The sequence below is a fragment of the Vibrio sp. VGrn 2 genome, assembly GCF_009361695.1.
Classification (GTDB): domain Bacteria; phylum Pseudomonadota; class Gammaproteobacteria; order Enterobacterales; family Vibrionaceae; genus Vibrio; species Vibrio diabolicus.
On sequence record NZ_RBWD01000001.1, the window covers coordinates 644,822 to 667,509 of the forward strand.

Here is a 22,688-nt window from a genome sequence, read left to right on the forward strand (position 1 = left end):
TTGTACTTTCAAGCCATGCTCGAAAAACAAATATCTTAAGGTTATTTGGGTTTAGAACGTTGATGTGTCTGTATTGATTTCGAGTAAAAATAAGAATTATCCATAATTTAGGTAGTAGTATGTCCGGAGTGTTAAATACGGTTGACCAGCGTACGAACTTGGTTGGTGAAAACCGACTAGAGCTTCTGCTGTTCACTTTAAATAGTCGCCAATTGTTTGCGATTAATGTGTTCAAAGTGAAAGAGGTCATCAAGCTGCCACCGTTAACCAAGCTTCATGGCTCACACTACAACATTCGTGGGGTCGCTTCTTTACGAGGTGAAGCGGTGCCAGTGATTGATTTGCGTGGCGCAATAGGTTTCCCAGCTTTGCGTGGTGAAGCGGAAGAAGAAAATTTGATCGTGACAGAGTACAACCGTACGGTGCAGGGCTTCTTAGTCGGTCCGGTTAAAAACATTATTAATACGGCATGGACTGAAATTCAGCCGCCTCCTTCCACGTCTGGTCGCTCGAATTACCTCACGGCGATCACGCAAATCAAAGAGGGGGATGCCTCTCAAATTGTCGAAATTATTGACGTTGAAAAAGTTTTAGCAGAGATCGTGCATTACGACGTCACGATTTCAGCGGACATTCTGGATCAAGAACTTGCCCAAGCAATGGTCGGGCGTAATGTTCTGATTGTGGATGATTCATCTACAGCTCGTAATCAAGTTCGCGATACGCTTTCTCAATTGGGTATGAATATCATCGAGTGTCGTGACGGACTAGAAGCGCTAACAGTTTTAAAGCGCTGGTGTGATGAAGGGAAAGACGTAGAAAAAGAGCTGTTGATGATGATTACGGATGCTGAAATGCCTGAAATGGACGGTTATAAACTGACTCATGAAGTGCGCCAAGATCCACGTATGTCTAAGTTGTTTATTACGTTGAACACTTCTCTGAGCGGCAGCTTTAATGAAGCCATGGTACAAAAAGTAGGTTGTGATCGTTTTATCTCTAAATTCCAACCAGATCTGTTGGTTGAAGTTGCTCAAGACCGATTACGCCAGATGCTTTCTAAAAGTGCATGATTAGATATAGTGAAATCAGAGGGGGAGCAGCTCTCCCTCTGATTTTTTAACGCCTCGCTTATTAATATCTCTGTACTAATGAAAGTCGCGAGATTTACTTTGTAGATTATTCAAATAGTGCGTGCAATCAATCAACTTGCCAGCAATAACGTGCGTGACTTCTCCCTCTCTTTCAAGAATGCCTTTCACCATTAATACTTTAGCGCCTAAATACGCTTGCTTTTGGGCTCGTGCTGTCGCTTGCCAAACGACCACATTAATGTTGCCTGTGTCATCTTCTAACGTAAAAAATGTCACGCCAGCGGCGGTGCCTGGAGATTGTCTTCCCGTTACCACGCCTACCACTGTGACCAATGACCTATGCGGTTTCTCTGCCAGTTGCCTCATGCGGGTAAAATGAGGGAGTTTGCCCGTTTCTTCTAATAATTTAATCGGGTGGCGGCTAAGAGATAGTCCCGTGCTCGCGTAATCCTCAATTAAATTTTCATATTCTGAGGGCTGAGTTTGGTAGCTAACACTGGGTTCTTCGACCTTGTGAAACAATGGTAGGTCAGATAAGGAATCCATTGCTGCCCAGCGTGCGTTATAACGATTCCCCGATAGGATCTGAAATGCATTGGCTGAAGCCAATAATTCAATGTCACTTCGGCTTCTTAATATCTGCTTTACTTCTTGAATCGAGCGGTAACCATTAAGTGGTTTGCGCTCAATAAGCCTTTGCGCACTTTCTGCGTTAAAGCCTTTCACCAAGCGAAAACCAAGTTGCACGCCGAGCCTGCCATTCGGGCGTGAGACGAGATGATGCTGATATTTTGAATGATTGACGCACACCGGCAATACTTCGACTCCATGTCGGCGAGCATCTTGTACTAATTGCGATGGGCTATAAAATCCCATTGGTTGGCTGTTCAACAGTGCAGTGTAAAATTCTGCTGGGTAATAATATTTTAACCATGCAGAACAATATGCCAGCACTGCGAAAGACGCTGAATGACTTTCAGGGAAGCCGTACTCACCAAAGCCGCAAATCTGATCGAAAATGCGCTCAGCAAACGCTAAGTCATAACCTCTCTCTTGCATACCATTGATCAGTTTTGGTCTGAATTTAGCGAGATCGCCATTCTTTTTCCATGATGCCATCGCTCGACGGAGTTGATCGGCCTCGCCGCCGCTAAACCCTGCGGCTACCATGGCTAGCTTGATGACTTGCTCTTGGAAAATAGGGACGCCCATAGTCCGCTCCAGAACGCTTTTTACTTCTTCCGATGGATAACTGACTGGCTCTTTGTGATCTCGTCGTTTTAAAAAAGGATGCACCATATCACCCTGAATAGGGCCTGGACGAACAATTGCAATTTGAATCACTAAGTCGTAATAACAAGCAGGCTTTAGGCGAGGAAGCATGCTCATTTGTGCACGAGACTCTATTTGGAATACGCCTATCGTGTCGGCTTTTTGGATCATGCGGTACACGTGTGGATCATCTTGTCGGCGAGTGATTTCGGAAATAGAGAGGGATCGCTGGTGATGTTTCTCGACCAGCTGAAAGCACTTTTTGATGGCGTTTAACATGCCGAGTGCGAGCACATCGACTTTTAGTAGCTTCAAGCTTTCTAAATCGTCTTTGTCCCATTGAATGATAGTGCGATCTTCCATCGAGGCATTTTCTACAGGTACCAACTCATATAAAGGGCCAGATGAAATTACAAAGCCACCTACGTGCTGAGATAAATGGCGTGGGAAGCCAGTGATCTCGTTGACCAATTGGATAAACTGCTGCCCTTTGAGAGATTCTGGTTGTAAGCCAAGTTCAATAATTTGAGCTTGCCAGCCTTGGCTGCGATCTCGGCGATTAACGTTCTTAATGAAAAAATCTAATTGGGTCTCTTCAATCCCTAGTGCTTTACCGACTTCACGCACGGCACTTTTAAAGCGATAGCTGATTACTGTTGCAGCAAGTGCTGCACGCTCACGGCCATATTTTTTGTAAATATATTGGATAACTTCTTCACGGCGCTCGTGTTCAAAGTCCACATCAATATCCGGCGGTTCCTTACGTTCTTTACTGATGAATCGTTCGAATAAGACAGCGATTTGTCGAGGATCGACGGCGGTAATTTCCAGGCAATAACACACCACAGAGTTTGCAGCGGAACCTCGCCCTTGGTAAAGAATGCCTTGCTGTTTCGCGAACATTACGATGTCGTGAATAGTAAGGAAGTAGTAGTGGTATTTCAGCTCTTGAATAAGCGCCAGTTCATTCTCGATGGTTTGATTGACTTCTGTTGGCACGCCTTCAGGAAAACGCAGCTTTTTACCGCGTTCGACCAACATACGTAAGTAAGAGTCGGGAGTGTAACCATCTGGGATCAGCTCGGTAGGATATTCGTATTTTAAATCGGAGAGCTTAAACTCGCATAAATCGGCGATGTAAGTACTTTCTTCCAGCCATTCTGGTTTGTAAATCCGAATCAACTTTTTAAAAGGACGAAGCGCTCGCTCTGTATTCGAAATACGATCAAAACCGAGGTTATCGACGCTACACCCATGCTTTATAGCAGTAAGTACATGCTGTAATGGCAAGCGTTCAACATCATGCATGAGAACGCCTCCGCAGGCAGTTATAGGTAATTGAAATTCATGTGCTAACTGCTCGCAGTGCGCAATGTACTCAGTATCGTTGTTACTCAAATGGCGCTGAATCGCTACCCACAAACGATTAGCGTGGTGTTGATTGAGCCAGCGTCCCCAATAGTGGTCACTCTCTTGATGTGTGGGCAGCCACAATACCAAGCAATGTCGAATCGACATCAAATCCCATTCGAACAGTTGATAGTTGCCTTTTTCACTTCGTCTTCTTGCGTTTGTGATGATACGACACAACTCGGCATAAGCCTTGCGACAAGGGCAAAGCAGTACGATTTGGCATTCATCATTTAACCAAAACATACTTCCAACGATTTGTTTGATATCGAGTTTATGTTGTTCGATGGTCGCATGGGCTTTGACAACGCCCGCGACCGAACATTCATCCGTTATAGCTAGAGCTTGATAGCGATAGAAAGCAGCTTGGAGTACCAGTTCTTCTGCATGAGAAGCCCCAGTCAAAAAAGAGAAGTTAGACTGACAAAATAGTTCCGCGTAACTCATAATGATCCAACAAAAATAACTGTCGATTTAACAAAAATAGCCATGAAGAAACCAGTGCTTGTGCTGATCGCGAAATATCCATAACCAGCGGCCTTGCTTGGTGTGTGCAATGTAGTAATCACGCATGATCTCATCACCATCCCACCATCCAGAAACGATTCGCTCAGGTCCGTGGACCAAAGAGACTTGCTCTTGCAATGCAATGGGAGTGGGCAATTGCATTGCGGGGCGTAGTATGGATGGTATGGCGTGCTCCTTTTCATCTGGAGCATCAGCAGGGCGATATTGACTGGCCTTTTCTGGTCTAGGATCACAAGCGATGTTGGGTTTTAACACAGCACTTTTCCCCAATTTAGCTTGCAGTAAAGAGAGCAGTTCTAAAGCATTCATGTTCCCTTTTTGCCCAGCAAAGAGATCGCGTGATGCACTAAGAGACTCACCTTGACGGACGACTTTTAACGTTAGCCCTGTGACTGGGCTATTAAGCGAGAGTGATTCTAAGCTTAAACTCGCTAACTGTTGCCAACGCTGACATAGGTAATCACCTTGCGCAGAAGTGAGTTGAAGGTGTTGCTCTTGTTTCTCACGCTGGTGGAGTGTTAAACACAGTTCAAAAGCGACCTTATCTCTTAATTTAAGAAAGGTTTCGAGTTGACGAAGTAATTTGGCCAACGGCTTTTCAATCCACTGAACGTTTTCGATCTCAAACAACAGCTCTAAATAAACTTGGAATGATTCGGTAGGGTGATAAAAGTCGACAGGATGCTTGAACTGCCCAGTCAGTCGACCAACGTAGTTCACCAAATCGATATCAAAGCGTCGTGCGATGTCTTGCAACGGCAGTTCAAGTAACCCTTTTAAGGAAGTAACGCCTACGCGGTGCAGCTTTTCAACCATAGAGCTCGATAAATCGGTTAGAGGCAGCGGTAATGGGAATAACATTTGTTCGATAAGAGATTTATCGTCACTAAGCACATTCGCTCCTGCCAATGCCATTAACTTGGCCGACAGAGGTGAAAAACCACAACCAAATTGAAAGCTTAACTGCAGTTTAGTTAAGTGATTACTGACTTTATTCCAGTAATTGTCCAACCCTTCATATAGGGTGAGCATCGGTGTGGCACGCAGCAAAATACCTTGGTTTGGCATCAACACAACGTCAGATGTGATCAAATACAACCACTGAGCTACCTCTTGTAATTTATTTAATTCGGTTTGTGGATGATAAGGATGCACTTGTAAATCTCGACACAAGGACGCAGCACTGCCTAAGCCCATACCAGGCTTAATACCTTGTTGTTCGGCAATCTCGTTGTATTGAAGAATCTGGCAACGTTGGCTTTCGACAATCACCACGGGTTGTTCTTGGTTATCACCAAAGAATGCGTCTAGCTGCAGGCGAGGGAAGTGCAAGTAAATCCACAGAGCCATATCACTAACCTTGGTTCGCCAGTGGGAAATTGACCACAGTCGAGTGCACAGTTTCAGATGATGGTTTCACCAGTTGCGGGTAATGGTGTTGGAAGCCGATACTAACGCTACCTCTATTCCAGCCTCCTTTCCTTTTCAGCACTTCAACATTAATCCCTTGCTCGTCGCCTTTCAGTTTTAAACTGAGTGACACAGGCAAAGACAAGCGGTTGATAGTGTCTGTTTTAAGCATAAAGAGAGGGCAAGTACCTTGTTCACTCGCTACCTGTAAGCGTTTCACTTGATGTATTTCAAGCTCTTCTTGCCATAACAAAACATTACTGCATACCCCACTTTTCAGACATTGCTCTGCAGCCCAAAGAGCATCTTTGGGGTGAGTTGGATTAACGACCCACACTTGGTTTATATTCAAACCGATGTAGTGTAAGAACAGAGAATTCACTAACGCGGGAGGTTGAATAAATGCAGTCACACCATTGGTCTGAGTGGCTTTTAAATAAGGAGCGAGCAAACGCAATTCACCAATACTACCAATAGATTCCATCTCCACTACGCCATGAGGTGGAAAGCCTCCGCCGAGCAAATCATCTAATTCAGAAAACCCGGAACTAGTCCGCAACTGCTGAGGATCTGTTTTCGTTAAATTTGCTTGCCAAACAAGGTGCTGGCTTTTTAAGTGCTGAATAATATCGTGCATAATAAATACCTGTATATATGTGCAGTATATTTCTATGACAGAAAGTCGCAAGATTTTTATGAAGAGAGAAATGAAAAAAGGCAGCGTTTGCTGCCTTTTCAATCGATTATGTGAGGTAACCTGAATTCGTTATTTACGCTTCGGTTGAGCGTCGATGCACTGACCATTCACATCGGTAACCGCTGGATCCATTAAGTGCAAATATAGCGGCATGAGATCCAATGGCGTTTTGAGAGTATTTGCATCTTCACCCGGGTATGCTTTTTCACGCATGCGAGTACGAGTTGCACCAGGGTTAATTGCGTTAACACGGATCGGCGTATCACTCAGCTCGTCAGCCAAAACTTGCATCATGCCTTCTACGGCAAATTTAGAGATAGCGTATGGCCCCCAGAAAGCGCGACCCGAGTGGCCGACGGTCGAAGAGGTAAAGATAATACGCCCAGCTTCTGATTTACGCATCACAGGCAGTAGTGCTTGAGTCATTAACACTTCTGCTTTCACGTTGATCTGCATGATATCGTCGAAATCTTCCTCTTTGATTTGATCAAATGGACACAGCGAACTCAAGACACCTGCGTTGTGTAATAGGCCATCCAAACGACCAAACTGTCCTTCGATTGTCTCTGCCATATCAATGTAATTTTGCTTAGTTGCGCCCTTGAGATCCAGAGGAATGATAGCAGCTTGTGGGTAGCCAGCGGCTTCAATCTCATCATAGATAGATTCAAGGTTTTGCACATTTCTACCCAAGAGAATAACAGTTGCACCGTGCTCGGCATAAGAAAGCGCGGCTTGACGGCCGATGCCATTACCAGCGCCAGTAACAAGAATGACTTTACCTTTTAGAGCATCAGCTGAAACGGAGTAGTTCACGGCGATAAATCCTTATTATTGTAAGAGGGTCCATGATAGTTAATTGACGCTAAAAAACGCCTGTTTCTCAATGGAAAATCTTGGTAATCGTGACAAGATGGTTACAATACACCAATTCATGTGTTATACCAATTCCAGAACTTTCGTTAGGTATGCTATCAATCAGAACAAGTGGTTACAAACCGCGCTGCCTTCTCGCTGATGTTTCTGCGTAACATACTAACGTCATCTGAAATGAGATAAAGGAGCTCTCGTTGGAATTTTTATTAGATTATGGTCTGTTTCTGGCCCAAATTATCACGGTGGTTGCTGCGATAATTGTTCTGCTCATTATTGCAAAATCGGCTGGTGGCAAATCGGGTGCGGCGAAAGGGGAGTTAGAGATTACCAACCTTTCAGAGCAACACAAACAATCTGTTGAGCAGTTAGAACATCATTTGCACGACGATGCTTTCATCAAAGCTCGAGATAAAGCGGTCAAGAAAGAAGAGAAAGAGAAAAACAAATCTCGTGAAAAAGAGATCAAACAAGCGAGCAAAGACGGTTCATTAGATAGCAAGCGTGAACCACACCTATTCGTTCTTGATTTCAACGGTAGTATAGATGCAAAAGAAGTTGCGTCTCTACGTGAAGAGATCACTGCTATTTTGGCTGTCGCACGTGAAGGTGATGAAGTATTACTTCGTTTAGAATCTGGCGGTGGTATGGTTCATGGTTACGGCCTTGCCTCTTCTCAACTGGACCGAATCAAAGCTGCGGGTCTTCCTCTGACCATCTCTGTTGACAAAGTTGCGGCAAGTGGCGGTTACATGATGGCATGTGTCGCAGATAAGATTGTTTCTGCACCGTTTGCAATTGTGGGTTCTATTGGCGTTATCGCACAAATTCCTAACTTCAACAAACTGTTGAAGAAACATGACATTGAGTACGAACAACTAACCGCGGGTGAATATAAACGCACGCTAACGATGTTTGGTGAGAATACCGATAAAGCGCGCGATAAGTTTAAGCAAGAGCTTGAAGAAACACATGTCTTGTTTAAAGACTTCATTCGCGAGCGTCGTCCTAGTTTGGACCTAGACAAAGTAGCCACAGGTGAGCACTGGTTCGGTACACAAGCGAAAGAGCTTGGTTTGGTGGATGATATTAGTACATCTGATGATATCGTTGTTGCGGCATGCAAAGATAAAACCGTACTTTCTGTGCATTATGTACAGAAGAAAAAACTGGCAGACAAGCTAGCAGGTGTCGCGGGCAAAGTTGTTGACAGCGTGATCTTAAAGTTAGCTGAGCGTGGTCAAAAACCGATTGTTTAATCGAACCTAAGATCATGACATTTAAAACGGCGAGGGTGGAAGCTCTCGCCGTTTTTGTTGAACCTTATGTTTATTGATGAATCCAATTGCGCATTAGGTGTAATGCTTTACACGACATTTTTCCTCGCTCCAAAGGGCGATTACCCGTATAATGCGCGCCTCGAAAACCGAGCAAATTGCTGAAAAGAAACTATAGGTGGAGAAGAACATGTCCTCTCAAACTCCGGTTGTAACCGTAGATGGACCTAGTGGTGCAGGTAAAGGCACTTTATGTATGTTGCTGGCGAAAAAGTTGGGTTTCCAACTCTTAGATTCTGGCGCAATTTATCGTGTACTTGCACTCGCTGCGATTCATCACGGTGTCGACACAGAGTCAGAAGACGCACTTGTCCCACTGGCAACACACCTAGACGTTCAATTTATCGCAGAGGGTGACTTAGTTAAGGTCGTTCTAGAAGGCGAAGATGTGTCAGGGGAGCTTCGCAAAGAAGAAACGGGTATGGCAGCATCTAAAGTTGCGGCTCTGCCACGTGTTCGTGAAGCATTATTACGTCGTCAGCGTGCATTTGAGGCCGCTCCGGGCCTAGTGGCTGATGGTCGTGATATGGGCACAATTGTATTCCCAAGTGCACAAGCGAAAATCTTCCTTGATGCGAGCGCAGAAGAGCGTGCAAATCGACGCCTTAAACAGTTGCAAGAGAAAGGGTTAGATGTTAAATTTGCTGACCTTTTAAGCGAGATCCAAGAGCGTGACGACCGAGATCGTAACCGCCCAGTGGCGCCACTACGCCCTGCTGAGGATGCGCTTGTGCTAGATTCTACGTCGATGACTATCGACGAAGTAGTAGAAAAGGCACTACAATATATCGAATCGAAGCTAGCTGAGTAATGATACTCGGCTAGACTAAGAGCGTTGGTCGCAAGGATGATGACTGGCGAATTTAATAACCCCATGCGGTAGGATACCCGTGGAAGTTTAATTTATTGAAGATTAATTAAATGACTGAATCTTTTGCTCAACTCTTTGAAGAGTTTCTAAACGAAACAGAATTCCAACAAGGCAGCATCGTTAAAGGTACTGTAGTAGCTATCGAGAACGGTTTCGTTCTTGTTGACGCTGGTCTTAAGTCTGAATCTGCTATCCCTGCTGAACAGTTCAAGAACGCTGCTGGCGAACTTGAAGTTGAAGTTGGCGCTGAAGTAGACGTAGCTCTAGACGCTGTTGAAGATGGTTTCGGTGAAACTCAACTTTCTCGTGAGAAAGCTAAGCGTCACGAAGCTTGGATCGTACTTGAGAAAGCTTACGAAGAAGCTGAAACTGTTGTTGGTATCATCAACGGTAAAGTTAAAGGCGGTTTCACTGTTGAACTAAACGGTATCCGTGCTTTCCTTCCTGGCTCTCTAGTAGACGTACGTCCAATCCGCGACACTGCTCACCTAGAAAACAAAGAGCTAGAGTTCAAAGTTATCAAACTTGACCAAAAACGTAACAACGTAGTTGTTTCACGTCGTGCTGTTATCGAATCTGAAAACAGCGTTGAGCGTGACGAGCTTCTAGAAACTCTACAAGAAGGTTCTGAAGTTAAAGGTATCGTTAAGAACCTTACTGACTACGGTGCGTTCGTTGACCTAGGTGGCGTTGACGGTCTTCTACATATCACTGATATGGCTTGGAAGCGCGTTAAGCACCCATCTGAAATCGTTAACGTTGGTGACGAGATCCAAGTTAAAGTTCTTAAGTTCGACCGTGAGCGTACTCGCGTATCACTAGGTCTTAAGCAACTAGGCGAAGATCCATGGGTAGCAATCGCTAAGCGTTACCCAGAAGGTCACAAACTAACTGGTCGCGTAACTAACCTAACTGACTACGGCTGCTTCGTTGAAATCGAAGAAGGCGTTGAAGGTCTAGTTCACGTTTCAGAAATGGATTGGACTAACAAGAACATCCACCCTTCTAAAGTTGTTAATGTTGGCGACGAAGTTGAGGTTATGGTTCTTGAAATCGACGAAGAACGTCGTCGTATCTCTCTAGGTCTGAAACAGTGTAAAGCTAACCCATGGCAGTCATTCGCTGAAGCACAAGCTAAAGGCGACAAAGTTACTGGTAAGATCAAGTCTATCACTGACTTCGGTATCTTCATCGGTCTAGAAGGCGGCATCGACGGTCTAGTTCACCTATCTGACATTTCTTGGAATGTTGCTGGCGAAGAAGCTGTACGTGAGTACAAGAAAGGCGACGAGATCTCTGCAGTTGTTCTAGCAGTAGACGCTGAGCGTGAGCGCATCTCTCTAGGCATCAAGCAAATGGAAAACGACCCATTCAATGCTTACGTTGCTGACAACAAGAAAGGTGTTCTAGTTAACGCTACTGTAACTGCTGTTGACGCTAAAGGCGCTACTGTTGAAATCGCAGAAGGCGTTGAAGGTTACATCCGTGCTTCTGAAGTATCTCGCGATCGCGTAGAAGATGCTTCTCTAATCCTAAGCGCTGGTGATGTTGTTGAAGCGAAGTTCACAGGTGTAGACCGTAAGAACCGCGTAATCAACCTATCTATCAAAGCTAAAGACGAAGCTGACGAGCAAGAAGCAATGGCATCTATCAACAAGCAAGATGACAATGCATTCGGTAACGCAATGGCTGACGCTTTCAAAGCTGCTAAAGGCGAATAATATACTCGCTTAAGCAAAAAAGGAGCCGCAAGGCTCCTTTTTTATATTTGAGCATATTTAAGTAGTAATACTAATGACGGTAAACTATCTTAATAAAAGGCATTTCTTCATTGCGCATTTTGCATAAAATTTGTCTAGAATTGTCAGCAAGTGTTTGTTGGAATTAGTATTACTTACTATAATAAGTGATAAAGATACTCAAAGAGGGCAACTATGACTAAGTCTGAACTGATTGAAAGACTCTGCGCTGAGCAAACACACTTATCAGCGAAAGAGGTAGAGGATGCTGTAAAAGATATTTTAGAGCACATGGCCTCTACGCTAGAGAGCGGTGACCGTATCGAGATCCGCGGCTTTGGTAGTTTTTCTCTTCATTACCGCGAGCCTCGCGTAGGTCGTAACCCTAAAACGGGCGATAAAGTGGAATTGGAAGGTAAATACGTTCCACATTTCAAACCTGGTAAAGAGCTTCGTGAGCGTGTAAATATTGGCTAACGCACTCTTATTAGTTTGAAAAAAGCGGCATACGTTTGTGTATGCCGCTTTTTTGTAATGTATCCAAGCAGTTTACGAAGCGAGCTGTTGATTCTGGCTGTTTTCTTTGCAGCTTTCTACACCCAAGTAACTTTAACTTCTAGGCGTGTCTACAAACTAAGCATCTTGAGGTTACTTGGGTATAGATTATTGCTAATATACGTAGTCTGAAGAAGCATTTTCCTGCATAATCTTACCGATTTACTCCTAGAAGGGTGATGTAAATGAAAATTATAAAAATCGTTGCTGTTTTAGCTCTCTTTTTAATTGCATTGGCGTTAGGTTCCCAAAACCAAGAGCTCGTGACTTTTAACTATCTTCTAGCCAAAGGAGAGTTCCACTTATCTACACTATTAGGTGTGGTATTTGTGGTTGGCTTTGCTTTAGCGTGGGTTATCTTTGGTAGTATCCAGCTGAAAACTCAGCTACAAGTTCGTCGTTTAAAGAAAAAACTGAAAAAGTACGAACCTACAGATGCAAACAAACCTGCTGATAAGCCAGCCATCGAAAAACAGGCATAAGGATAAGGCTTAACTTTAATGCTTGAACTACTCTTCTTGTTGTTGCCTATAGCTGCTGCGTATGGCTGGTATATGGGGCATCGCAGCGCTCAGCAAGACAAGCAGAAGCAATCTCATCAAATCTCTCGTCAGTATATGACGGGTCTTAATCTGCTGCTCTCTGACCAATCAGATAAGGCTGTCGATCACTTTATTGAATTGCTCCAAGTTGATAACGAGACCATCGATACTCACCTTGCGTTGGGTAACCTATTCCGGTCTCGTGGCGAAGTCGACCGTGCAATCCGAATTCACCAAAATCTCATTTCTCGCTCTGGCTTAACACTGGATCAAAAGAATCTTGCACTTCAACAGTTGGCGAAAGATTACATGGTCTCTGGTTTTCTCGATCGTGCAGAGAAAATCTTCGAACAGTTAGTCGAAGAGCCAGATTACAAAGAAGCGGCCCTTCAGCAATTGGTAACCATTTACCAACAAACACGTGAATGGGAAAAAGCAATTTATTACGCTAATCAATTGGCTAAGTTGGGTAATAAACGCTCCAGAATGCGTGCGAATATTGCTCATTTTTGGTGTGAAATTGCCATGCTCGACCAAGCCGATGGTAATACTAATAAGGCAATACAGCACTTTAAAAAAGCCCTAGCAGAAGACCCAAAGTGTGTTCGAGCGAGTATTGCTTTGGGACGAATTTATCTAGAGTCCGAAGATTATAAACACACGATAAAATACCTGACGGGTGTGCTTGAGCAAGACAAAGACTTTATCAGCGATGTCTTACCAACCATTGCAGAGTGCTACCATCATTTGGGCCAGGAAGATGAACTTGTAGAGTTTCTGCGAGCTTGTATTGATAAGAAAGCAGGCGTATCAGCCGAGTTAATGTTGGCTCAGTTGGTTGCTCACCACGAGAACGTCGGGGCTGCACAAGAGCTGCTGACCAAACAGCTGCTGAAAAATCCAACCATGAAGGGCTTTTATCGATTAATTGACTACCACATTGCTGAAGCAGAAGACGGTCGCGCGAAGGACAGTCTATCGACGCTACAAGCGATGGTGGGTGAACAGTTAAAAGTGAAACCACACTACCGATGCCGGAAGTGTGGGTTTTCTACTCATTCCCTTTATTGGCACTGCCCATCCTGTAAAGGGTGGGGGACGATCAAGCCAATCCGCGGATTGGATGGTGAATAATTTTAATGCAGCTGACAGAGTTTCTGTCCGCTGCATTTTTTTAACTTTTTATTTAATAAGAACCAAAATAGTTAGGAGATGAAATGATCGACCAAAAAGTTATTGTCGCACTGGATTATGATAACCAAGCAGACGCACTTGCGTTTGTAGATAGAATTGATCCTGCGTCATGTCGCCTAAAAGTTGGCAAGGAAATGTTTACGCTATTTGGTCCTGATTTCGTACGTGAACTCCACAAACGTGGTTTCTCAGTCTTCTTGGATTTGAAATTTCACGATATTCCAAATACGTGTTCTAAGGCGGTCCGCGCAGCCGCGGAATTAGGGGTTTGGATGGTGAATGTGCATGCGAGCGGTGGTGAGCGCATGATGACGGCATCACGTGAAATTCTTGAGCCATACGGTAAAGATCGCCCACTTCTGATTGGAGTAACGGTACTAACCAGTATGGAACAAAGTGATTTAGTGGGTATTGGTTTGAACATTGCGCCTCAGGATCAAGTTATTCGTCTGGCGACATTGACCAAAAACGCTGGTTTAGATGGTGTCGTATGTTCAGCTCAAGAGTCTTCATTGCTTAAGAGCGAACTTGGTCAAGACTTTAAGTTAGTTACACCAGGAATCCGACCTGCTGGCTCTGAGCAAGGTGACCAGCGCCGTATCATGACACCAGTAGAGGCTATTCAGTCAGGCTCTGACTATCTTGTTATTGGGCGTCCAATTACTCAAGCTGTGGATCCTGCTGCAGTGTTGAAATCGATCAATGATAGCTTGTCTAGTATGTAAGCACAGTCTTGTATTGTATAAAGAAAGGTGAGGCTGTGATGCCTCACCTTTTTTGTATCTAATAAAAATACCAACCGTAGTAAGTAACTGCTCATTTTAACCAGTTATATCTGCTCGCTTACTTGCTTGCTTTAATTGGTGTAGGGGGGGAGCTTATTCGGATAAAGGTTCTACGGTTTATTATGAGAAAAGTAGGGCTTGGTACTGTATCGATCACACTTTTGTAACATGACTCACTGTGATGCATAGAAAATGCGACCATGTATTATTGATGACTTGCGTTACAAAAGCCTAAAGAATACTATGGCGAGGATGCATTCACTGCGTTGTAAGGTCTAGGATGACCTAGTGAAACTCTTTGAAATTAATATAGAAGCTGGCAGGAAGTCACTTCATATTACGCTCCTATTATTTCCTATCTGCGTATTTTCTATTTGCAGCTTTCACACTCCGTCTTCCTTGCTACGACCTTAATCGCAAACACAACAAGGAAGAAACATGACTAAAAAACTGCCATTTTCAGTACTTGCAACACTGACCGCTGCCAGTTTTCAACTGAGTGCGGCAGAGCTACCTGCTGATATAGAATGGATTTCAAATAACAATGAACCTCTGTTCGCCTCTGAAGAAGCGGTACGAGGTGGTACTTATCGTACTTACATTCAGAGCTTTCCTCAGACATTACGAAGTGTTGGTCCAGATGCGAACTCCGGCTTGCGCCAATATTTAATGGATGGTTCACCAAAGCTTGCTCAGCGTCATCCAAATACTGGTAAATGGATCCCCCAACTTGCTAAGTCATGGGCATTTGGAGAGGACAACAAAACCGTATTCTTTAAGCTTGATGAAACGGCCGAGTGGTCAGATGGTGAAAAAATTACGGCAGATGATTACGTCTTTATGATGAAGTACTACACGTCAAAAGACATTATCGACCCGTGGTACAACGACTTCTTCACGAACAGCGTTGTTGGTGTTGAAAAAATTGACGACTACACCATCAAAGTCAATCTCGCTGTAGCTCAAAGTCATGACTCGCTCATGGTTATGATTAACATGCCGAGTAATGGTTTTCAGCCTCGTCCGGAACACTTCTTTGAAGGAGAAAAGGACGCAAATAACGATGGCATGCCTGATAACTTCGTCAGAAAGTTCAACTTTAAATCTGAGCCAACTGCGGCGCCTTACTACATTGATAAAGTGAAGAAAGGTAAGAGCGTGACATTCAAACACGTCGGTGAAGATTGGTGGGGGTATAACAACCGCTACTATAAAAACCGCTACAACGTAGAAAAAGTCCGCATTAAGGTGATTCGCGATCCTGATATTGCCATGAAGCACTTTGAGAAAGGCAACTTGGACTACTTTGAGATGGTGCTACCAAGCTTTTGGCATGACAAAACCGATAGTGATGTGTACAAAAAAGGCTATATCCAAAAGTACTGGGGCTTTAACGAAGCACCACAAGGCGCTGGTGGCCTTTGGATGAACACCGCGATGCCGATGTTGGATGACCTAGAAGTTCGCAAAGGCGTTATGGCAGCCACTGACTATGACGGCATGATTGAAAATATCATGCGTGGAGATTATTCACGTAAACCACATGGACTCGGCTTTGGTCATGGCGAATACGATGATCCTAACAATACACCGCCTAAGTTTGATGCCGATGCGGCGGTTAAACATTTCGAAAAAGCGGGCTTTGACAAAGTTGGCGCAGATGGTATTCGTGTCAACGACAAGGGCCAACGCTTGAGCTTTGCTATCACCTATGGATACAACTCTTGGACACCGCGTATTGCGTACTTGAAAGAGCAAGCGAAACTTGCTGGTCTAGAGTTCACGTTAAACTTGGTGGATGGTTCATCTGCGTTTAAATACATTCTTGAGAAAAAGCATCAGTTAGCGTTCTTGAATATGGGTTCTGGTGAGATTCCTGCGTATTGGGAATACCTGCACTCTGATAATGCGAATCGACCACAAACGAATGCTCACACCAACTACAGCAGCCCTGAGTTGGACAAGTTGATTGAAGCTTATGACTCTGAGTTTGATCAGGAGAAGCGTTACGATTTATCGCATCAAATCCAAAACTATGTCAGCAAAGCGAATATCATCGTTCCTGGATACATGGTGCCTTATTCTCGAGTTGCACATTGGCGCTGGGTTAAAATTCCTAAAGATGGCATGACAAAAGCGACAGAATGGGTGCTTCATCCAATGGATATTGGTAATTTCTGGATCGATACCAAAGTAAAAGAAGAGACTGAGGAAGCGATGGACGAGGGTAAAACCTTCCCAGAGACAACGGTTATTGATGATCGCTACAAGTTGTAACTCCACAACTTAGCGGCGATACAAATGAAAGCCCCGGTAATTAAGTTACAGGGGCTTTTTGATTTTTACTTAACTAAGTAAGACGCTTCTAAAAGGTAGGTTTTCACATCACCAAGCAAAGAGAAGGCCTTGTCGATGGTTTTAAATCGCTCATCAAGTGAGTCACTAGATATAAGTTGGCTGAACGTTTTTACCGAGAAAGCTTCGTTTGCTTTAAAGAACTGATGCACATTTTCAAGCTGAACTTTATGAATATGCTCCACCTTATTTAGGGCGGTGGTTAAATCGGAAATGTTAATCGACATTGCTACTCAAGAACCTTATCAACAAGACCTCTACATAAGGTCATAGGATGGGGCTTTATATTTTGCCGTAGAGTAGCACCAAAGAACGGATTGCAGTCTGACTAAGATCAATTTGTCTCGCTTGATTATCTACATCTATTTCGATCGGAAAACTTCTCGCAGCACAAAAAAGGGAAGCAACTTGCTTCCCTGTAATTAACATCGATCTTAGATTTTTTTGGCAATGTCCGAAGTCAGTTCTTCCAACCCGACGGATAGTGCGTCGACAAGTGCTCCATAGCCTTCGTCCTGTAGAGGCTGAGAGATTTGTATTGGTGCACTGTTTTCTACCTTACCTTCAGCATTAATGAGTAACCATTCCCCCTCAATTTCGATATTGCCTTTGTAGCTACCATTAAATTTATTTAACGTAAGCTGTAGTTTGGCTTCATCATTTTGATCCAACAGGTTGTTCATTTCAGTCGGCCAGTAATGAGTCTGTTTGTGGCGTAGTTCTGTGACGACTCTCTGAGTGATTTGCTCGGAAATACTATGCGCCCATTGATTGTTTCTTGCCTGGATAACTTGAGTCTCAGAGGTTCGGTAAACGATACCACTGTCGTTTAAATAACTTGCCAGTTTTACTGGACGAACAACTAAAGTAGGGCGCTGTGAGATATCAGAAGAGCTCAGCGTCATTGGTTCCGCCTTAGGTAGAAGGTACAAAGCCCCTTTAGTTTCTGGAGCGCTACTGCAACCCGTTAGACCGACAAATAGCGCGATAGACAAAAAGAATACTCGTTTCATTAGTTTTGGCCTTTAACTGGGATTGGGTCACTGATTTCATCTTCTCCAAACACGAGAGAGTTTGGCTTTTCGTTTAGCTGTTTAAGTACGGGTTTAAACTCTGTCATCACGCTTTCTAGTTCTTTGAGCGTGGCTTCCATTTCATTGTACATGGTTGAGTTTGGTCCATAACCATCGAGTGTTTTTTGCAACTGCTGCAAGCTTTGGCGAATATCTGTTGGGATCTCTTGCGTCTCTTTTTGATTTAAAAGTTTATCAATACTGTCCGCGACACGTTCTGCTGACGCCAACGTCTTTTCCGACGTTTTTAACGTTGCATTGAGAGAGTTAAGCGTTTCTTCCATTGGTAAGCTGTTAATCTTATTTAGGAAGTCATTAACTTGGCGCTGAACTTGGGCAAAACCACCACGCATGGTTGGAAATACATCTAAACCTTCATATTCACTTGGAACGTACTGATCATCATTAGGATAAAAGTCTGCATCAATATAAAGCGCGCCAGTTAACAAGTTACCAGTCTTTAAGGTGCCACGGAGACCGCGAGCAAACTCTTCCTTCAACTTTTCTTTGAACATAGATAAAGATTGGGATTCTAAATCTCCGTACACTCGACCGAGCTCAACGCGCACCAAAACTGGAATTTTTTTCGCAGAGAAGTTTTCTTCTGGTGTTGGTAAACGCATCGGTACTCTCGTCACGGTACCGATACGAAGACCGCGGTACTCAACAGGCGCATTCGCTTTTAAGCCACGTACCGATTCATCAAATAACATGACGAACTCAATGTAGTCATCGTACATACCCTCTCTCAGCTGCTTAATATCATCGTACAAGCGGAAATTAACCATGTCTTCTGTGAGTTGTTCACCGGACTCAAGACCTGGAACGGTATCGAAGGTAACGCCACCCGTTAGCATGCTCTCTAGCGAGCCAAACTTAACTTCAAACCCTTCGGCATTGAGCTGTAAATCAACACCAGAATTCAGCCAAAACTTAGTACGAGTGCGCACTAAGCTGTCATAAGGTTTGAAAATAAAGAGTTGATACAGCGCCTTGCGAGTATCAACATCAAAGCTGGTTTTCTCTACACGACCAACGGTAAAGCCTTTATAAATAACCGGGTCACCAACACCTAGTTTGCCAGCTTCGCGGTGCGTTAATACAAGACGCAGGCCTTCTGCATCAGGAGAAGCGACTGGTGGTACATCTAATACTGTAAAGTACTCCTTTTCTACTTTAGATTTACCCGGCTGAAGTTGGATGTAAGCGCCAGAGAGCAAGGTCTCTAAACCTGAAACACCATCACGGCCAATACGAGGCTTCACCACCCAGAACATGGTGTCATCTCGCAGCATGCGCTTCGCGTCTTTATTCATCTGAGCCTTAGCGATGATGTGATCGTAGTTTTCACTGAGAGTGACTTCGGTAATCAGACCGACTTTAACATTCAGTGCTCGGATCTCGGTTTTACCAACCTCAATCCCATCTGCGGTTGGCAGTTGGAGAGTAATTTGTGGGCCTGTACTGTTGATGTATTGGAACAGCATCCACGCTCCCATGGCTAGCGCAAGGATCGGGACAATCCAGATCGCAGAAATCTGCTTTTGCGGTTTTATTTGAGCGGTTACGTTGTTCTCATCACTCATATTTGGCTTTCTCGTTTAAGTTGTCAGAAATCGGCTCCTGCACTTCGTTTTGTGGCAACTGCCACAACAAACGTGAGTCAAATATCATTGCAGAAAGCATAGTGAAAATGACCACTGCCGCGAAAGAGAGCGCAGCAGGGCCTGGATAAATCGCCATTAAGTTTTGCAACTGAACCAGTGCAACTAAGATGGCAACGACAAAGATATCGATCATGGACCAGCGACCAATAAACTCAGTTAAGCGGTATATCTTTAAGCGTGAAATACTTTCTTTGGGAGGAAGGTATCGCGCTTTTTGCGCATTGTAATACAGCCACGCGAGTGCCAGCATTTTCGCCATTGGAATGAATACGCTAGCAAAGAAAATTACCATCGCAATAGGGTAAGAACCTAAATGCCAAAGCAGTATTACCCCTTCCATGATAGTTGAACCTTCTGAATGTCCAAGGCTTACGGTATACATCATTGGATAAAGGTTCGCGGGTATATAGAAAATGACTGACGCAAACAAAAGCGCCCAAGCTTTTTGTAAATTATCTGCTGGGTTGTATTTATGAATAGGGCTTTTACAACGAATGCAGTATTGGTGCTTTTTCGCTTCAATTGGGTTGAGTTGGTGACACGTATGGCAACCAATATGGTTGTGGTTATGGTGCGTATCGCCCTCATTTACATCGGGCAGCACGATGGCTGGAATGAAGTGTCCCCAGAGCCAGCTTTTGTCAACCATAGAAATACATTTGACTACCAGTACGGTATAAACGCAGAACGCCCAGAATGAAGTCCCCATTCCAATGTCTGCCAGAGAAGCGATTTTAATTAAGCTGACTAATACGCCAATCAAGAATACATCGACCATCAGCCAGGGTTCGACTCGAAACAGAAGGCGACATAAAACTTTCGCCATTCGTTGCTGTTTTTTGGATGGCGTATGTTTACGCGCTTTTAATGCTTCGAGATGAAGAAAGAGAATGAGACCGACATAGATAGCAGGCAATACGACGACCGTTGCGAGAAGCAACACACCTAAAAGTACATTTTGAAATTCAGCCAGCATTTTGGCTGCATGCAATAAGGTGATTTCTTGCGATAGCCCTTGCACACTGAACGACATAAAAGGAAAAGAGATACTTAACACCAACATGATCAAACATGCCGATGAAATGGCGATCACGCTTTGATAGGGCTTAGCATTCACTTTTGTCAGAGAATGTGCGCATCGAGGACATTGAGCTTTTTGCCCTTGATCGATATCGGGAATACGAACAACAAGGCCGCATTCTTCGCATGAAATTAACTGACGGGAATTAGGTTGAATACTCATCGGGTAGGTTTTGGATTCATTTGTCCTAAGAATACTCTTTTTTTATTAGACACGCTTGTTTTGATTCAGGAGTTTACGAGTTTCTTACTTTTGGCATCATAGTATATGGAAGCTCTAAGATATAAACAAAGTCGCGTTTGGCGCATTATTTTACTGCGAAGATTGGTATGTTGGAAGCCGAAAACCACTTAACGTTGCTGGTTTGGAGGGGGCAGTGATTGCTTCAGGAGAGTAAAACAACCCTGCCCAGAGAGCCTGAGCAGGGAGCACTGGTATTTAAGATGAATGGTTGTCTTTTACTCGACGGTACCGCTCTTGAAAGCATTCGAGCCGACTTGCTTACCACTAATTGTTTTTCCGTAATAGCCTTGATGTTGGTGATATCTCTCTGCGTTTGCGGCCACGTTGCCTTTAAATCGTGGATCTTGTGGACGCTCGTGGCTATTGACGTATGCCGCGACATCCCACGCTTCTTGTTTGCTTAACTGGACACTTTTCCCAAGCGGCATGTTTTCGTAAATAAAATAGGCCGCGGTGTTAATACGGTGCATACCTGCACCCCAGTTATACGCATATTCGCCCCAAAGTGGTGGAATGTAAGAATGGCCGTCGGTGCCTTTTATGCCTGAACCGTCGGCGCGATGGCAAGTTTCGCAGTTCTTTTCGTAGACTAATGCCCCTCGCTCTGGTGATGGTTCTTGCTCAGGGGCGGCGATTTTTGGGTAGCCACGTCCAGAGACATTACCTCGTTCTTCAATTGGTAATGCTTGCGCGATGGCTTCTGGCAGCGGGAAGTCTTTTGCTTTTCCACCAACTTGCAACGCTTTTGCGTCTAGCTCCGGAATTGGTTCATCCGTCATACCATGTTTGTCGAGCAAGCCGCCCATCGCCAACCAGTAGGCGTAAGCACTAAGGGCAACAATTTCTGGCGAATCGTAAGCGGGAGCTTTACCGTTCATGGAATATTCGAAACAACCCTGGATACGGTCAGCATAGCTGTTTACGCGATCGTTTTTCTTGCGATAAGCAGGGTAGGCCATGTATGCCGCCCATAGAGGTGCAGCGTTGGCTTTTCGTCCTGCTTCCATATGGCAATTCACACAGTTTTGTTCGTTGCCAACGTATTTTCCGCGCATTTGTTGCGAGTTAACAAATAGGGAATAACCACGTTTTACTTGCTCACCAAATTCGGTATTTGGAATGGTGCCTAGATCACGCGGTTTTAAGTATTCACCGTGATTCTCTTTTTTCACCGCGGGCAGTTCAGTTTGACGATCCGGCAGTGGCTCGTTGGCCAAAGTAGCAGCAGAGATGAGAGGCAATGCGAACAAAGAATAGAAACGTTTCATGACTGCTCCTAGTAACGTAATGAGGCAAAGTAGTAGGAAAGGTTTTCAATCTCTTCGTCAGTGAGATTTTTCGCGATAGTACCCATCATATTGAGCGGGTCACCACTGCGAGTGTCGTTTTTCCATTCCATCAATTGCGTTTTTAAGTAATCAGCATGTTGGCTTGCGAGGCGAGGGAATTTGTCGACGCCCATTCCGCTGGCTCCATGACAAGTCGCGCAAGCTGGAATGTTTCTATCCCAATCACCTTGGAAGATTAATTTACGATACGGGTTACGAATGTCGGCTTGGTCGCCGCGTTGCTCTGGGTTAGTGAACTCGTAGCTTGGAAGGTTAGCAAAGTAATCCATGACTTCTTTACGAACGGCAGGATCGCTAAGCTCCTTCGCCATGCCTTGCATGACCACATTTTGGCGTTCACCACTAAGGAATAGTTCGATTTGAGTGTTGAGATAATTCGCGTTTAAACCAGCGATCATCGGAGCGATATTTGGCTGTCCCATACCATCTTGGCCGTGACAACCACTACACACGCTGGCTTTTTCCGGAATAGACGAGGCGCTTGCGCCCATAGTGGTGGCTAGCAAATAGGCTGTCACCACTGGAAGAATCTTTGACATGCTGACTCACTTTAATTCTTATTAATATGTCCAAGTGCTACTTGGTAGTCACTGGGACGATATTGTCGGCCTTG

19 protein-coding genes are annotated in these 22,688 nt (G+C 44.3%); 9 read left to right on the forward strand and 10 right to left on the reverse strand.

Annotated features, from left to right (window positions below):
• The first annotated feature begins 119 nt into the window (after positions 1-119).
• Positions 120-1,073, forward strand: a complete 954-nt coding sequence (locus D8S93_RS03110) for a chemotaxis protein CheV (RefSeq protein ID WP_152811906.1) — start codon at positions 120-122, stop codon at positions 1,071-1,073.
• A gap of 75 nt (positions 1,074-1,148) precedes the next feature.
• On the opposite strand, the gene D8S93_RS03115 is transcribed toward D8S93_RS03110, so the two are convergent.
• The 4 genes from D8S93_RS03115 to D8S93_RS03130 form a co-directional block, all read right to left on the reverse strand.
• Positions 1,149-4,223: an error-prone DNA polymerase gene (locus D8S93_RS03115; protein ID WP_152811908.1), complete on the reverse strand. Its 3,075-nt coding sequence runs from the start codon at positions 4,221-4,223 to the stop codon at positions 1,149-1,151.
• Between the two features lie 27 nt (positions 4,224-4,250).
• A complete protein-coding gene (locus D8S93_RS03120) occupies positions 4,251-5,654 on the reverse strand; it encodes a Y-family DNA polymerase (RefSeq protein WP_152811910.1) in 1,404 nt (467 codons plus the stop codon).
• Positions 5,655-5,658: 4 nt separating this feature from the next.
• Entirely contained in the window at positions 5,659-6,351 is a 693-nt protein-coding gene (gene imuA / locus D8S93_RS03125; protein ID WP_152811912.1) for a translesion DNA synthesis-associated protein ImuA, read from the reverse strand.
• A gap of 129 nt (positions 6,352-6,480) precedes the next feature.
• Positions 6,481-7,227, reverse strand: coding sequence for a YciK family oxidoreductase (locus D8S93_RS03130; protein ID WP_006743161.1), 747 nt, complete (start codon positions 7,225-7,227; stop codon positions 6,481-6,483).
• A gap of 254 nt (positions 7,228-7,481) precedes the next feature.
• On the opposite strand from D8S93_RS03130, the gene sohB reads away from it, so the two are divergent.
• The 8 genes from sohB to D8S93_RS03170 all read left to right on the forward strand — a co-directional run bounded on the left by sohB (position 7,482) and on the right by D8S93_RS03170 (position 16,584).
• Positions 7,482-8,543, forward strand: a complete 1,062-nt coding sequence (sohB, locus tag D8S93_RS03135; protein WP_152811914.1) for a protease SohB — start codon at positions 7,482-7,484, stop codon at positions 8,541-8,543.
• Between the two features lie 208 nt (positions 8,544-8,751).
• Positions 8,752-9,432: a (d)CMP kinase gene (cmk, locus tag D8S93_RS03140; RefSeq protein ID WP_005397113.1), complete on the forward strand. Its 681-nt coding sequence runs from the start codon at positions 8,752-8,754 to the stop codon at positions 9,430-9,432.
• Between the two features lie 110 nt (positions 9,433-9,542).
• Entirely contained in the window at positions 9,543-11,213 is a 1,671-nt protein-coding gene (gene rpsA / locus D8S93_RS03145; protein WP_005385817.1) for a 30S ribosomal protein S1, read from the forward strand.
• A gap of 213 nt (positions 11,214-11,426) precedes the next feature.
• Positions 11,427-11,708: an integration host factor subunit beta gene (gene ihfB, locus D8S93_RS03150; RefSeq protein WP_005385816.1), complete on the forward strand. Its 282-nt coding sequence runs from the start codon at positions 11,427-11,429 to the stop codon at positions 11,706-11,708.
• A gap of 263 nt (positions 11,709-11,971) precedes the next feature.
• Complete coding sequence (locus D8S93_RS03155) at positions 11,972-12,268, forward strand: LapA family protein (protein ID WP_005397112.1); 297 nt, start codon at positions 11,972-11,974, stop codon at positions 12,266-12,268.
• An 18-nt stretch (positions 12,269-12,286) separates the two neighbouring features.
• Entirely contained in the window at positions 12,287-13,462 is a 1,176-nt protein-coding gene (gene lapB, locus D8S93_RS03160; RefSeq protein WP_005376665.1) for a lipopolysaccharide assembly protein LapB, read from the forward strand.
• Between the two features lie 83 nt (positions 13,463-13,545).
• Positions 13,546-14,247: an orotidine-5'-phosphate decarboxylase gene (gene pyrF / locus D8S93_RS03165; protein ID WP_152811916.1), complete on the forward strand. Its 702-nt coding sequence runs from the start codon at positions 13,546-13,548 to the stop codon at positions 14,245-14,247.
• Between the two features lie 498 nt (positions 14,248-14,745).
• Complete coding sequence (locus D8S93_RS03170) at positions 14,746-16,584, forward strand: extracellular solute-binding protein (protein WP_152811918.1); 1,839 nt, start codon at positions 14,746-14,748, stop codon at positions 16,582-16,584.
• A 65-nt stretch (positions 16,585-16,649) separates the two neighbouring features.
• On the opposite strand, the gene D8S93_RS03175 is transcribed toward D8S93_RS03170, so the two are convergent.
• The 6 genes from D8S93_RS03175 to D8S93_RS03200 all read right to left on the reverse strand — a co-directional run bounded on the left by D8S93_RS03175 (position 16,650) and on the right by D8S93_RS03200 (position 22,566).
• On the reverse strand, positions 16,650-16,889 hold the full coding sequence (locus D8S93_RS03175; protein WP_005397103.1) for a hypothetical protein: 240 nt from the start codon (positions 16,887-16,889) through the stop codon (positions 16,650-16,652).
• Positions 16,890-17,096: 207 nt separating this feature from the next.
• On the reverse strand, positions 17,097-17,675 hold the full coding sequence (locus D8S93_RS03180) for a membrane integrity-associated transporter subunit PqiC (protein WP_152811920.1): 579 nt from the start codon (positions 17,673-17,675) through the stop codon (positions 17,097-17,099).
• On the reverse strand, positions 17,675-19,321 hold the full coding sequence (pqiB, locus tag D8S93_RS03185; RefSeq protein ID WP_152811922.1) for an intermembrane transport protein PqiB: 1,647 nt from the start codon (positions 19,319-19,321) through the stop codon (positions 17,675-17,677). Before pqiB ends, D8S93_RS03180 begins: the two co-directional genes overlap by 1 nt.
• Positions 19,314-20,645, reverse strand: coding sequence for a paraquat-inducible protein A (locus D8S93_RS03190; RefSeq protein WP_046874435.1), 1,332 nt, complete (start codon positions 20,643-20,645; stop codon positions 19,314-19,316). The genes pqiB and D8S93_RS03190 overlap by 8 nt, the downstream gene beginning before the upstream one ends.
• 296 nt (positions 20,646-20,941) lie before the next feature.
• Positions 20,942-21,994: a c-type cytochrome gene (locus tag D8S93_RS03195; RefSeq protein ID WP_152811924.1), complete on the reverse strand. Its 1,053-nt coding sequence runs from the start codon at positions 21,992-21,994 to the stop codon at positions 20,942-20,944.
• 8 nt (positions 21,995-22,002) lie between these two features.
• Positions 22,003-22,566 carry a c-type cytochrome gene (locus D8S93_RS03200; protein ID WP_413743270.1) on the reverse strand — a complete coding sequence of 188 codons (564 nt, stop codon included), beginning with the start codon at positions 22,564-22,566 and terminating at the stop codon, positions 22,003-22,005.
• Positions 22,567-22,688 lie beyond the last annotated feature (122 nt).

Coding starts and splice junctions, on each gene's coding strand:
- D8S93_RS03110 (WP_152811906.1), top strand. CDS start 120: ATGTCCGGAGTGTTAAATACGGTTGACCAGCGTACGAACTTGGTTGGT.
- D8S93_RS03115 (WP_152811908.1), bottom strand. CDS start 4,223: ATGAGTTACGCGGAACTATTTTGTCAGTCTAACTTCTCTTTTTTGACT.
- D8S93_RS03120 (WP_152811910.1), bottom strand. CDS start 5,654: ATGGCTCTGTGGATTTACTTGCACTTCCCTCGCCTGCAGCTAGACGCA.
- imuA (WP_152811912.1), bottom strand. CDS start 6,351: ATGCACGATATTATTCAGCACTTAAAAAGCCAGCACCTTGTTTGGCAA.
- cmk (WP_005397113.1), top strand. CDS start 8,752: ATGTCCTCTCAAACTCCGGTTGTAACCGTAGATGGACCTAGTGGTGCA.
- rpsA (WP_005385817.1), top strand. CDS start 9,543: ATGACTGAATCTTTTGCTCAACTCTTTGAAGAGTTTCTAAACGAAACA.
- ihfB (WP_005385816.1), top strand. CDS start 11,427: ATGACTAAGTCTGAACTGATTGAAAGACTCTGCGCTGAGCAAACACAC.
- D8S93_RS03155 (WP_005397112.1), top strand. CDS start 11,972: ATGAAAATTATAAAAATCGTTGCTGTTTTAGCTCTCTTTTTAATTGCA.
- lapB (WP_005376665.1), top strand. CDS start 12,287: ATGCTTGAACTACTCTTCTTGTTGTTGCCTATAGCTGCTGCGTATGGC.
- pyrF (WP_152811916.1), top strand. CDS start 13,546: ATGATCGACCAAAAAGTTATTGTCGCACTGGATTATGATAACCAAGCA.
- D8S93_RS03170 (WP_152811918.1), top strand. CDS start 14,746: ATGACTAAAAAACTGCCATTTTCAGTACTTGCAACACTGACCGCTGCC.
- D8S93_RS03175 (WP_005397103.1), bottom strand. CDS start 16,889: ATGTCGATTAACATTTCCGATTTAACCACCGCCCTAAATAAGGTGGAG.
- D8S93_RS03180 (WP_152811920.1), bottom strand. CDS start 17,675: ATGAAACGAGTATTCTTTTTGTCTATCGCGCTATTTGTCGGTCTAACG.
- pqiB (WP_152811922.1), bottom strand. CDS start 19,321: ATGAGTGATGAGAACAACGTAACCGCTCAAATAAAACCGCAAAAGCAG.
- D8S93_RS03190 (WP_046874435.1), bottom strand. CDS start 20,645: ATGAGTATTCAACCTAATTCCCGTCAGTTAATTTCATGCGAAGAATGC.
- D8S93_RS03195 (WP_152811924.1), bottom strand. CDS start 21,994: ATGAAACGTTTCTATTCTTTGTTCGCATTGCCTCTCATCTCTGCTGCT.
- D8S93_RS03200 (WP_413743270.1), bottom strand. CDS start 22,566: ATGGGCGCAAGCGCCTCGTCTATTCCGGAAAAAGCCAGCGTGTGTAGT.